Source organism: Mesonia mobilis DSM 19841, from assembly GCF_000423405.1.
Classification (GTDB): Bacteria; Bacteroidota; Bacteroidia; order Flavobacteriales; family Flavobacteriaceae; genus Mesonia; species Mesonia mobilis.
The window spans coordinates 405,531-417,141 of sequence record NZ_KE384013.1 but is presented as its reverse complement, the minus strand read 5'-3'; the positions used below and the strand labels follow the sequence as shown (position 1 = coordinate 417,141).

Annotated in this window: 14 protein-coding genes and 1 pseudogene; 9 read left to right on the top strand and 6 right to left on the bottom strand. The window is 35.3% G+C overall.

The annotated features are described in order from the left end of the window. From G551_RS16020 to G551_RS0114420, 6 genes and pseudogenes are all read right to left on the bottom strand, one after another. Window positions 1–663: pseudogene (locus G551_RS16020) on the bottom strand (IS30 family transposase); the annotation flags it as partial. A gap of 144 nt (window positions 664–807) precedes the next feature. Then, window positions 808–1,029 (bottom strand): type ISP restriction/modification enzyme, encoded by a 222-nt coding sequence (locus G551_RS0114440; protein WP_027886221.1) that lies wholly within the window; start codon window positions 1,027–1,029, stop codon window positions 808–810. A gap of 316 nt (window positions 1,030–1,345) precedes the next feature. Further along, the gene (locus G551_RS0114435) at window positions 1,346–1,762 is read right to left on the bottom strand and encodes a rhodanese-like domain-containing protein (protein ID WP_027886220.1); all 417 of its coding nucleotides are present in this window, start codon (window positions 1,760–1,762) and stop codon (window positions 1,346–1,348) included. An 11-nt stretch (window positions 1,763–1,773) separates the two neighbouring features. Then, entirely contained in the window at window positions 1,774–2,082 is a 309-nt protein-coding gene (locus tag G551_RS0114430; RefSeq protein WP_027886219.1) for a rhodanese-like domain-containing protein, read from the bottom strand. 29 nt (window positions 2,083–2,111) lie between these two features. After that, entirely contained in the window at window positions 2,112–2,750 is a 639-nt protein-coding gene (locus G551_RS0114425; RefSeq protein WP_027886218.1) for a thioredoxin family protein, read from the bottom strand. 3 nt (window positions 2,751–2,753) lie between these two features. Further along, window positions 2,754–3,266 carry a TlpA family protein disulfide reductase gene (locus G551_RS0114420; RefSeq protein WP_027886217.1) on the bottom strand — a complete coding sequence of 171 codons (513 nt, stop codon included), beginning with the start codon at window positions 3,264–3,266 and terminating at the stop codon, window positions 2,754–2,756. Window positions 3,267–3,472: 206 nt separating this feature from the next. On the opposite strand from G551_RS0114420, the gene G551_RS0114415 reads away from it, so the two are divergent. From G551_RS0114415 to trpB, 9 genes are all read left to right on the top strand, one after another. Next, window positions 3,473–3,925, top strand: coding sequence for a MarR family winged helix-turn-helix transcriptional regulator (locus tag G551_RS0114415; RefSeq protein WP_027886216.1), 453 nt, complete (start codon window positions 3,473–3,475; stop codon window positions 3,923–3,925). Between the two features lie 46 nt (window positions 3,926–3,971). Further along, window positions 3,972–4,604: an NAD(P)H-dependent oxidoreductase gene (locus tag G551_RS0114410; protein ID WP_027886215.1), complete on the top strand. Its 633-nt coding sequence runs from the start codon at window positions 3,972–3,974 to the stop codon at window positions 4,602–4,604. A gap of 24 nt (window positions 4,605–4,628) precedes the next feature. Beyond that, the gene (locus G551_RS0114405) at window positions 4,629–5,204 is read left to right on the top strand and encodes a YceI family protein (protein WP_027886214.1); all 576 of its coding nucleotides are present in this window, start codon (window positions 4,629–4,631) and stop codon (window positions 5,202–5,204) included. 188 nt (window positions 5,205–5,392) lie between these two features. Beyond that, window positions 5,393–6,787 carry an anthranilate synthase component I family protein gene (locus tag G551_RS0114400; protein WP_027886213.1) on the top strand — a complete coding sequence of 465 codons (1,395 nt, stop codon included), beginning with the start codon at window positions 5,393–5,395 and terminating at the stop codon, window positions 6,785–6,787. A gap of 128 nt (window positions 6,788–6,915) precedes the next feature. Next, on the top strand, window positions 6,916–7,509 hold the full coding sequence (locus G551_RS0114395) for an anthranilate synthase component II (RefSeq protein ID WP_027886212.1): 594 nt from the start codon (window positions 6,916–6,918) through the stop codon (window positions 7,507–7,509). 169 nt (window positions 7,510–7,678) lie between these two features. Next, window positions 7,679–8,671 (top strand): anthranilate phosphoribosyltransferase, encoded by a 993-nt coding sequence (gene trpD, locus G551_RS0114390; protein ID WP_027886211.1) that lies wholly within the window; start codon window positions 7,679–7,681, stop codon window positions 8,669–8,671. After that, a complete protein-coding gene (gene trpC, locus G551_RS0114385; RefSeq protein WP_036243984.1) occupies window positions 8,671–9,465 on the top strand; it encodes an indole-3-glycerol phosphate synthase TrpC in 795 nt (264 codons plus the stop codon). The genes trpD and trpC overlap by 1 nt, the downstream gene beginning before the upstream one ends. A gap of 1 nt (window position 9,466) precedes the next feature. Next, window positions 9,467–10,252, top strand: a complete 786-nt coding sequence (locus G551_RS0114380; protein ID WP_240470479.1) for a phosphoribosylanthranilate isomerase — start codon at window positions 9,467–9,469, stop codon at window positions 10,250–10,252. A 92-nt stretch (window positions 10,253–10,344) separates the two neighbouring features. Then, window positions 10,345–11,529, top strand: a complete 1,185-nt coding sequence (gene trpB, locus G551_RS0114375; protein ID WP_027886208.1) for a tryptophan synthase subunit beta — start codon at window positions 10,345–10,347, stop codon at window positions 11,527–11,529. The last annotated feature ends 82 nt before the right edge of the window (window positions 11,530–11,611 follow it).

Genomic DNA, 11,611 nt, shown 5'->3' with positions numbered 1-11,611 from the left:
GTTGTTGATTTTCTGTCTTTTAGTTTGATAATACAGACGAACCTAGACTTTCTTTCTACGATAGTACCAATAGCACTTTTTTGTCCTTTACCAATGACTAAATCACCTTCCCAGTGGCCTATTTCTTGCCTATCTTCAATGTGTTTCGGTCTTTCTTTGATATTGATGATATCTTTTATTTTAGTACCTCTTTTTGTTTTCGCATTAACTCTTCTACGCTGCGATTTTTGATAGGGTAGTAGCTTGATTAGTTTTTTGTTTAGACTAGCCTGTCTGTGTCTGTAAATATGCATATAGATAGCTTCGTAGGATATTGACATCTCTGGATCATTTGGGTACTTATCTTTTAATCTTTCTGAAATTTGATCAGGAGACCAACCTTCCAATAAGCCTTTATAAACAAAGAACTTGAGTCTTTTGTATGTATTTATTTTATCAAGATTTCTCTTGTTGAGATAGTCATCCTTTGCCAACCAGTTAGCTAAAGTTGCATCATATTTATCTATCAGAGTCGATCACCCATTTATTGATCTGTCGAGTAATGGTAGATCTAGATCTTTTCAGTTTTTTAGCGATGAAAGCTTTAGATTTATTTTCTTCCATTAGGGTTTGAATAATGACCCTTTCTTTGAAAGTTAATCGTTTGTATTTTTTAGTTTTCATTTAAACAAATCTAAGAATTTGATTTGTTGCGTTGAGTTATTGAATCTAAGTTGCTTTTCTTAAATTGTCTTTAACTTCTGTAAATATATAATCTTCTAATCGAGCTGCTTTTTTATAATCAAAATCATTCATTAGGCACACAAATTATTCAATCTCTATTTTATCGATCTCTTTCATAATTCTATCGGTTTCTGAAAGTGCCACTATGATTTTTTGATACTGAAAAACATCTTCAAAAGTTAACTCTTGATCTTTACGATCTTTTAACCATTTTTGAGCCGGTTGGTAACCTCCTATATAAAACTCCCAAGCCACTAAAGGCACATTATTAAAATACTGAGTATCGTTTATCCAGACTTTATCCAAAAGATGTGGTTATTGGAGAGTTTGTACCAGCAACTATTTATAAGAAATTAAATAACGGCTGTATGGTTTTGGTTTTGGTAAACCATCAACTTATTTTACGAAGACTATATATTACCAAAAACAAACTCACTTTACGAGCAGACCACAAAAGTGTAGACGATTTTATTTTTGAGTTAAATGGGTTGAAGAATTATGGAGAATACGTTACGTGTTTTACAAACGCATCCCTGAACAAAATTCAGCTTCTAACGTTGAAGAGAAGCTGAATTTTCTAGAACAGGAATTTTTAAAACTGAAAAATAAACTCTAAAAAAATCTATTTTTCAGTTTCTTTTTTATCGTATTTCCATTGAGTGATCCCGCCTTTAAGGTCGTAAACTTTTACAAATCCGGAATCTTTTAATATTTGAGCGCTTTTTTCGCTTCTTCCTCCCGATTTGCAATACACGATTACAGGTTTACTTTTATCTAAATCTGAGATTTTATCGGAAAAGTTTTCATCGTAAACAATATTCTGAGCATTCTTGATGTGCTCTGCACTAAACTCCTCTTCTGTTCTTACATCAAGAACTTTCACTTCTTCCATCTTAGAGAGGTTTTCAGCCTCATCTGGGGTTACCATTTCGATGGTTTCTTCTTCTTCTTCTTCTTCTTGTGCAATTCCTTCTTTGCAGGAAACGCAAAAACTTAGCGAAAGCACTAAGACGGCAAGGTATAAGATTTTATTTTTCAACTGTAATTGTATTAGTTGGTTTCTCCTTCCCACTCCATAATTCCGCCTTGTAAGTTATAGGTGTTCTCTACTCCTACTTGGTCTAAAATTTGGCAGGCTTGTGCGCTTCGTTTACCCGATCTGCAATACACATAATAATTTTTAGATTTATCAAACTCATTTACTTCATCCATAAATTTTTGAGCTTGAAAAATATCTAATTGTGTGGAGTTAGGAATATGCTTTTCTTCATATTCTTCATCGGTACGAACATCTAATAAAAATGCATTTTCGTCATTCTCATATTGTTCTTTCCATTCTTGTTGAGATAATTCTTTCATAAGTAAGGTTTTTCAACAAAAGTAAGTTTTTATTTAATACTACAACCAATTGCCTTGGTTGTCTTTACAGAAACTTCCTTACCGGCTAGTAATTCATCAACAGCATTTTCAACAAACTTTTCTTCTACAGCATTTACATCTTGATAATTATCGTCGATCGCTCCTATATATTTTACAATTAACGCTTTATTTTCTTTCTGTAAAATATAAACGTGTGGGGTTTTGGTTGCCCCGTATTGAGGATAGATCTTTTGTCCTTCATCTAATAAATACGGAAAAGTAAAGCCTTTTTGCTTAGCTCTTATTTGCATATTTTCAAAACTGTCTTGCTCATTTTTCTCGGGATTATTCGGGTTAATGGCAATTACAGGATAACCTTTTGTTTTGTATTTCTTGTCTAACGCTACAATTCTGTTTTCGTAAGCTTTTGCATAAGGACAATGATTAGTGGTAAATACAACAATAAACCCTTTAGTTGTTGAATAATCGCTCATAGAAACTTGTTTACCATCTATATTTTTTAATTTAAAATCTGTTGCTACGTCGCCTATTTCATATCCATTTTCAGATGAATTTGAAGCTTCTCCTTCTTCAAATACATTATTGACCGCAAAGGCAGATGCTGCAATTATTATAGCAGCGATGGTTAAGATTTTTAAGGTTTTCATAATTTAAATTTCATTTTTAAAATTCTCTACTTCATCAAGCAGATCTTGGTAAGTATCAAATTTTCGGGGGTAAAATTTTCTGTTTTTAGTATTATAAATTAAAGTAGCCGGTATAGCTCCGTCCCAATTTTCATCTACTTTCGGGATCCAAACATTACTTCTTGGGTCGTCTAACAAAACTACTTTTGCTTTAATATTTCTTTTTTTCACGAAAGGAACCAATTGTGTTTCTTTCATTTTCGGCATATCTAAACTTACTAGTATTACTTCAACATCTTTTTTATTATTCAATTCTAAAAAATGCGGAAGTTCTTCTACGCAAGGGGCACACCAGGTTGCCCAAAAGTTAACGACGTAAGTTTTTTCTTGATCGGTTGGTAAGTTTTTTTCAAGTTCTTCAAAATTATAAGTAGGAATTTTAACAGCTACTTCTTCTGTCGCTGAGTTTTCTTTAGGCTTCTCATCTACACAGGCTACGCAACAGATTATTATCAGTACTAAAATTCTCTTAATCATATAATTTTCAAACTTCTAACAAAGTTAAAGCATCATTTATACTAATAAAACTGATTAACATTAGTTTACAAATAATTGCTTCAATTTGAGGCTAAATCTAAGTTATCGGTTATTCTTAGGCTCAACATCCAATAAATTTTAACATACTATTAATAAATTATTCAACATTTCAACATACATTTGTATATACAAATATTGTCGATACAATGAAAGTTGAAGAAATTTTAAAAACGAAAGCTAATCTTTCACTTCCTAAAAAAGTACTTATTAATTTACAATTAACGAGTGCACAATCGGGAAGCGAAATGATGTGTACGCTTAAGAGTTTCGGGATTTCGGTTCAACAATTTAACGTATTAAGAATCTTACGTGGGCAAGGTAAAAAACCCGCCAACTTAAGTACCATACAAGATCGAATGGTAAACAAAATGAGTAACACGACTCGCCTGGTCGATAAATTAATCGATAAAAAATTAGTCGATCGTTGTGTTTGCGAAGAAAACCGTCGCAAAGTAGAAATTGTAATTACTGAACAAGGATTAGATCTATTAAAAGAAATAGATCCTAAAGTAGAAGAGTTGGAAAAGAAAGCGACTAAAAATTTAACTGAAAAAGAATTAGAACAACTTAACTATCTTTTAGAAAAGTTGAGATCATAAATGACCAATAAAAAAATTTAATTAAACATTTGTACATACAACAATTATGAAAACACACTTAGGAAATCTAAACTGGAGATACGCTACTAAGCGATTTGATGAAAACAAAAAAATTTCTGCAGAAGACCTTTCTGCGTTAAAAGAAGCGGTTCGTTTAAGTGCTTCTTCTTACGGACTTCAACCTTATCATGTATTAGTAATTGAAAATGAAAAAGTGAAAGAACAACTTAGAGAAGCGGCGTATAATCAACCCCAACTTACCGAGTCTTCTCAAGTTTTTGTTTTTGCGTCTTATACTGAAGTGAAAGAAGAATACATTCAAGACTACATGAAAAATGTAGCTGAAACCAGAGGCGTAGATTTAGCAGATCTTGAAGGTTATGCAAATATGATTAAAGGTGCTTCGATGACCTTACCACAAGACCAACAAGCAGTTTGGACGGCAAAACAAGCTTATATTGCTTTAGGATTTTTACTAAATGCTGCGGCAACGCTTAAAATCGATGCTTGCCCAATGGAAGGTTATAATGGCGAAGAATTCGATAAAATTTTAGGTCTTAAAGAAAAAGGATTAACTACTGCTGTTATTGCAACCGTTGGTTATAGAAGCGAAGAAGACGCTACTCAAAACAATAAAAAAGTTAGAAAATCTACCGAAGATTTATTTATCAATATTTAATCACAAACATTTTAATTTATAACTATGAAAACAAACATTTTTAAATCTGTAAGCCTTTTTGCTGTAGTAATCGCGATGATCTCTTTTACAGCAAACCCTATTAAAAAGAAAACCTTAAACACCCAAGAAAGTAAAATTGAATGGGAAGGTGAAAAATTAACCGGTTCTCACGAAGGAACGATCATGTTTAAAGAGGGATACTTAAACATGGATGGCGATAAAATTACCGGAGGTGAATTTATTGTAGATATGACTTCGATCGTAGCTACAGATCTTGAAGGTGAAGGAAAACAAAAACTAGAAGGTCACTTAAAATCTGATGACTTTTTTGGAGTTGCTAATCACCCAACCGCTAAATTAACCATTAAAAATGCGACTAAAAAAGGAGATTCTTATGGAGTAATTGCAGATCTTACCATTAAAGGAAAAACTAAACCGGTAACTTTCGATTTAGAAATGAATGGTGATACAGCTACTACAGAATTAACCGTAGACAGAACCGAATATGATGTAAAATATGGTTCAGGAAGTTTATTCGATAACTTAGGAGACAACGTAATTTACGACGATTTCGAATTAGACGTTACGCTTAAATTCTAAAAAAGATTTGGAAATTTCAATTTCCTACTTATCTTTGAACTAATGAAAATTTTAACTGTACATACTTGGTGGTGGAATAACTTACGAAAAACGTCGTGAGCTAACACCGCTTTGTATATTAACCATATCCAAAAAGGCTTGTCATCACGACAAGCCTTTTTTTGTTGAATGAATTTGAAAATAAGAATATGTATACGCTAAAAACAGACGCTAAAAAAATAATCGCAGATACGATCACCCCGGTAAGTATTTACCTTAAATTACGCGATCAATTTCCGCATAGTTTATTGCTAGAAAGTAGCGATTATCACGCCAATAAAAATAGTTTTTCCTATATCTGTTGCAATCCGATTGCTTCTATCAAAGCGAAAAACAACACACTTTTTATTGAATATCCTGATGGCGAAAAAATCGAGAAACAAATTACTTCTTCTATACATATTCCTTCAGAAATTGAACAGTTTGCACAACAGTTTAAAACGGAAGAAACCAATTACAAATTCATTCACAACGGAATTTTCGGTTATACCGGTTACGACTCGGTAAAGTATTTTGAAAGTATTCAGCTTGAAGAAAAAGAAGACAAGCTCGACATTCCAGATTTTTATTATGCGGTTTATCAAAACATTATTGCCATTAATCATTTCAACAATGAAGCCTATTTATTTTCGCACAATTACAATTCAGAAAGTAATTTAGAAACGCTGCAAGCTTTACTGCAAACTAAAAATTTTGCTCAATTTAGTTTTGAAACCGATGGCGAGATCACTTCTAATATTGAAGATGAAGTTTACAAACAAAATGTAGAAAAAGCCAAACAACATTGTGCGCGTGGCGATGTTTTTCAATTGGTATTATCGAAGCGTTTTACACAAAAATATAAAGGAGACGATTTTAATGTATATCGCGCGCTTCGAAGTGTAAATCCTTCACCTTACCTTTTCTATTTTGACTACGGAAATTTTAAAATCTTCGGAAGCTCTCCGGAAGCGCAATTGGTCGTTGAAAACGAGATGGCAGAAATTCATCCTATTGCCGGCACGATTAAACGTTCAGGGAACGATGAGCGTGATGCAGAACTCGCCAAACAACTGGCTTCAGATGCAAAAGAAAACTCAGAACACGTGATGCTCGTAGATTTAGCAAGAAACGATTTAAGTAGAAATTGTGCTGAAGTTAAAGTAGAAACTTATCGAGAAATTCAGTTTTTCTCGCACGTAATTCATTTGGTGAGTAAAGTAACGGGAAAAAAGAAAAATAATATGGAGACGATGCAATTAGTAGCCGACACTTTTCCGGCAGGAACCTTGAGCGGAGCTCCAAAATACAAAGCTTTAGAACTCATCGATAAATATGAAACCGTTAACCGAACTTTTTACGGTGGCGCCATCGGGGTGATGGATTTTAAAGGCAATTTTAATCACGCCATTATGATTAGAACCTTTTTAAGTAAAGATCATGAGCTTCACTGGCAAGCCGGCGCTGGGATCGTCACCGATTCGAAACCCGAAAACGAACTACAAGAAGTATATAATAAATTAGGAGCGCTTACCAAAGCCTTAGAAATTGCTAAAGAATTATAATATGAATAAAGCGTCTACCTGAACTTGATTCAGATTCTCATCCAGCTTGTGAAATTTAGGATGAGATGTTGAAATCACAAATTCAACTTGAAAAAAAATTCATGAACAGAATTAAGAAATCTTAAAATATGAAAAAGATATTAGTCATCGATAATTACGACAGCTTCGTGTACAACTTAGTTCATTACTTAGAAGATCTCGATTGCGAAGTTGTAGTGAGAAGAAATAATGAAATAGATCTAGAAGAAATTGAAGCTTTCGATAGAATTTTACTTTCTCCGGGGCCGGGCATTCCTTCAGAAGCAGGTTTACTTAACGATATTGTGAGCAAATTTGCACCTACCAAAAGTATTTTAGGTGTCTGTTTAGGGCAACAGGCGATCGGTGAAGTTTTTGGCGCAAAACTTAGCAATCTCAACCAAGTTTTTCATGGCGTTGCCACTCCTATTGAAATCATCGAAAATGAAGAAACGATCTTTAAAAATCTTCCGCAAAAATTAGAAGTTGGTCGTTATCACTCTTGGGTAATTCAAGATTTACCAAATTCAATAATCCCGACTTCTTACGACGAAAACGGACAAGTCATGTCGATACGTCATCAAGATTTTCAGGTGTATGGCGTTCAATTTCATCCCGAATCGGTGCTCACTCCACAAGGAAAAGAAATGCTTAAAAACTGGATAGAAATCCCTGTAAGAAACGAAGAAACGGTCTCTATATAATAATACTTGATCTGATATGTCACACTGAGCTTGTCGAAGTGTCGATTCAGGGTCACATAACAATAACAAGATGCTGAAATTGAAAATTCAACGGAACCAAAGAAATGTAAAAGGTATTTTGAAATAAAATTTTCAGCCAAAATTCTTTCTAAGATAGAAATATATAAAAATGAAACAATTACTCAATAGGCTAACACATCACGAAATTCTGAGCAAAGCGGAAGCTAAACAAGCCCTCATCAATATTTCTGAAGGCAAAGCCAATCATAGTCAAATTGCAAGTTTTCTAACAGTTTATATGATGCGAAGCATTACTATTGAAGAGTTAGCAGGTTTTCGAGATGCGTTGTTAGAACTCGCTGTTCCTATCAATTTATCAGGCTACAATCCAATTGATTTGTGTGGTACAGGCGGCGACGGTAAAAACACGTTCAACATTTCTACCTTAGCATCATTTATTACTGCCGGAGCCGGAGTTAACGTAACCAAACACGGTAATTACAGCGTTTCTTCAGTGAGCGGGAGTAGTAATGTGTTAGAGAATCTAGGTGTAAAATTTTCTAACGATCAAGCATTTTTAGAAACTTGTCTAGAAAAAGCGGGCATCTGTGTTTTACACGCGCCACTTTTTCATCCGGCAATGAAATTTGTTGCCCCGGTTAGAAAAGATCTGGCAGTAAAAACTTTCTTCAATATGTTGGGACCTATTGTAAATCCTGTAAAACCGTCCAATCAGGTAGTTGGTGTTTTTAGCTTAGAACTCGCAAGAATTTATAGTTACCTTTATCAACATACCGATACAAATTTTAGAATTGTACACGCACTCGATGGTTACGATGAAGTTTCACTTACCGGAGATACAAAAATCGTAGGTAACCAGATCAATACCGTGTTAACTCCGGAAGATTTTAATGCTGAAAAAATTAAAGCGGAAGAAATTTATGGCGGCGAAACCATTCCGGAAGCGGTAAAACTATTTCAAAAAATTCTGAATAACGAAGGTTCTAAAGCGCAAAACCAAGTAGTTTGTGCGAACGCAGCTTTAGCTATTTCAACCGCAAAAAAAATAAGTATTGCTGAAGCTTTATCGCAAGCGGAAGAATCTTTAAAAAGCGGAAAAGCTTTAGAAAAATTAAAAATCCTTCAAAAACTTAGCGCATAATGGCTACTATTTTAGATACCATCGTTCAACATAAACTGACTGAAATTCAGCTGAAAAAAAAGTTATTTCCGGTCAGCCATTTAGAAAGATCACCGCTTTTCCAGAGAAAAGGATTTTCGTTAAGTGAAGCTTTAAAAAATAGCAAAAGCGGAATTATCGCTGAACATAAACGTCGTTCCCCTTCTAAACACAACATCAATCAAAAATTGTATGTGAATGAAGTGGTTGCTGGCTATCAAAAAGCCAGCGCTTGCGGAAGTTCTGTGCTTACCGACAATAGCTTTTTCGGGGGTTCTTTGGAAGATTTACAACTGGCGCGAGCGAGTGTAGACTTTCCTTTACTGCGGAAAGATTTCATCATCGATGAATATCAAATTATAGAAGCCAAAGCCAGTGGTGCCGATGTGATTTTATTGATCGCTGCAATTTTAAATGCACAGCAGGTGAAGAAGTTTTCAAAACTAGCCAACGATTTAGGAATGGAAGTTTTACTGGAAGTTCATAACGAAGAAGAATTGCAAGCCAACTTCAACGCAGAAGTTCAGCTAATCGGGGTGAACAATCGCAACTTAAAAACTTTTGAAGTTTCAACTGAAATCAGCAAGCAACTTTCCACATTAATTCCGAAGGAAATCGTCAAAATATCAGAAAGCGGACTAAAATCTGCCAATGATATTATTGAGTTAAGAGAATTTGGATATCGCGGATTCTTAATTGGAGAAACGTTTATGAAAACTGAAAACCCCGGTAAAAGCGCTCAGCAATTTATCGAAGAAATTGAAGGGAAAAAATAAGATGAGATTCCGTGTCAAGCACGGAATGGCAAAAAATAAAAATATGAAACTGAAAGTCTGCGGAATGAAATACGAAGAAAATATACTGGAGTTGGCTCAACTTCAGCCCGATTACATGGGTTTTATTTTTTATGAAAAATCTCCGCGATTTGTTGAAGAACAAATTCCGCAGCTCAATTCAGCCATAAAAAAAACAGGCGTTTTTGTAGATGCAGAACTAAGTTTTATTCAACAAAAAGTTGAAGCAAATAACTTACAAGCTGTTCAGCTTCACGGAAACGAAAGTGCGGAGTATTGTCAAGAATTAAGAAATTTATTTAAAAATAAGCGAGATGAGATCCCGGATCAAGTCCGGGATGACGAATACAACCAATCGCGTCATGCTGAACTTGTCGGACATCCCGAGCGGAGTCGAGGGACAGCATCACATCAAACCAAATCAAATCCCATTGAAATCATCAAAGCGTTTTCAATTAAAGATCAATTCAACTTTCAAGAATTAGAAAAATACCTTCCGGTGGTCGATTATTTTTTATTCGACACTAAAGGACAAAATCCCGGTGGTAATGGTTTCACTTTCGATTGGCGAGTTTTAAAAGAGTATCCGTTTCAAAAACCGTTTTTTTTAAGCGGCGGAATTGGATTAAACGAAGTTGAAAAAATCAAAGAATTTCAACAGCTTAATTTACCGCTTTACGCTATCGACGTGAACAGTAAATTCGAAACCGAACCCGGAAGAAAAAATATAGAAGATTTAATTTTTTTTACAAAGAAAATAAACAGTTGATGAGATTCCGGATCAAGTCCGGAATGACGAATTTTTTTCAATAGCGTCATGCTGAACTTGATTCAGCATCACATCCTACAAATTTTAAAGAAATGACAACACATCAAATCAACAAAAAAGGCTATTACGGTGAATACGGCGGCGCGTATATTCCAGAAATGCTTTACCCGAATATCGATCAATTAAAAGAGCAATACCTAAAGATCATAGGTGATGCTTCGTTTCAAGAAGAATATCAGCAATTATTGAGAGATTATGTAGGTCGCCCTACTCCACTCTATTTTGCCAATCGACTAAGCGAAAAATACAACACAAAAATCTACCTCAAACGAGAAGATCTTTGCCATACCGGAGCACACAAAGTGAACAATACGGTCGGGCAGATTCTACTTGCCAAACGCTTGGGTAAAAAACGAATTATCGCCGAAACCGGCGCCGGGCAACACGGTGTCGCTACCGCAACAGTTTGCGCCTTAATGGGAATGCCGTGCTTTGTGTATATGGGAGAAATCGATATGAAACGACAAGCACCCAATGTAGCTCGAATGAAAATGTTGGGCGCCGAAGTGATCCCTTCAACTTCAGGAAGTAAAACACTTAAAGACGCCACAAACGATGCTATTCGAGATTGGATCAACAATCCCGAAGAAACCCATTACATTATTGGTTCGGTGGTTGGTCCGCATCCTTATCCCGATATGGTGGCACGTTTGCAAAGCATTATTTCACAAGAAATAAAACTACAATTGCAAGAAAAAGAGAAACGAACCCAACCCGATCATATTATTGCTTGTGTTGGTGGTGGCAGCAACGCCGCCGGGGCTTTTTATCATTATTTAGATGAAGAAAATGTGAACCTTATCGCTGTAGAAGCTGCGGGAAAAGGTATTCATAGCGGAGAAAGTGCCGCCACTTCGCAACTAGGAAACAACGGAATTATTCACGGAAGCAAAACACTTTTGATGCAAAGCAAAGATGGGCAAATTACCGAGCCTTATTCAATTTCGGCAGGATTAGATTATCCCGGTGTCGGGCCGATGCACGCGCATTTATTCAGCAGTAAACGAGCAGAATTTTTGTCGGTTACCGACGATCAAGCGATGCAAGCCGGAGCTGAGCTCACCAAACTCGAAGGCATAATTCCCGCTATCGAAAGTGCACACGCGTTGGCCGCTTTAAAGCAAAAAAAATTTCAACCTGATGACGTTGTGGTAATCAACCTTTCCGGTCGTGGCGATAAAGATCTAGAAACCTATATGAAATATTTTGATTTATAGAAATTGCTTCCCTCCTTTTGAAGGAGGGAAAACAAGCTTTGCTTGTAGGGTGGTTAACCCTTCCGTATTTCGTTAAAACGAA

What these genes read in the sequence shown, in the direction of transcription:
- G551_RS0114430 (WP_027886219.1), bottom strand. Translation starts at nt 2,082, where the DNA reads ATGAAAGAATTATCTCAACAAGAATGGAAAGAACAATATGAGAATGAC.
- G551_RS0114425 (WP_027886218.1), bottom strand. Translation starts at nt 2,750, where the DNA reads ATGAAAACCTTAAAAATCTTAACCATCGCTGCTATAATAATTGCAGCA.
- G551_RS0114420 (WP_027886217.1), bottom strand. Translation starts at nt 3,266, where the DNA reads ATGATTAAGAGAATTTTAGTACTGATAATAATCTGTTGCGTAGCCTGT.
- G551_RS0114415 (WP_027886216.1), top strand. Translation starts at nt 3,473, where the DNA reads ATGAAAGTTGAAGAAATTTTAAAAACGAAAGCTAATCTTTCACTTCCT.
- G551_RS0114410 (WP_027886215.1), top strand. Translation starts at nt 3,972, where the DNA reads ATGAAAACACACTTAGGAAATCTAAACTGGAGATACGCTACTAAGCGA.
- G551_RS0114405 (WP_027886214.1), top strand. Translation starts at nt 4,629, where the DNA reads ATGAAAACAAACATTTTTAAATCTGTAAGCCTTTTTGCTGTAGTAATC.
- G551_RS0114400 (WP_027886213.1), top strand. Translation starts at nt 5,393, where the DNA reads ATGTATACGCTAAAAACAGACGCTAAAAAAATAATCGCAGATACGATC.
- G551_RS0114395 (WP_027886212.1), top strand. Translation starts at nt 6,916, where the DNA reads ATGAAAAAGATATTAGTCATCGATAATTACGACAGCTTCGTGTACAAC.
- trpD (WP_027886211.1), top strand. Translation starts at nt 7,679, where the DNA reads ATGAAACAATTACTCAATAGGCTAACACATCACGAAATTCTGAGCAAA.
- trpC (WP_036243984.1), top strand. Translation starts at nt 8,671, where the DNA reads ATGGCTACTATTTTAGATACCATCGTTCAACATAAACTGACTGAAATT.
- G551_RS0114380 (WP_240470479.1), top strand. Translation starts at nt 9,467, where the DNA reads ATGAGATTCCGTGTCAAGCACGGAATGGCAAAAAATAAAAATATGAAA.
- trpB (WP_027886208.1), top strand. Translation starts at nt 10,345, where the DNA reads ATGACAACACATCAAATCAACAAAAAAGGCTATTACGGTGAATACGGC.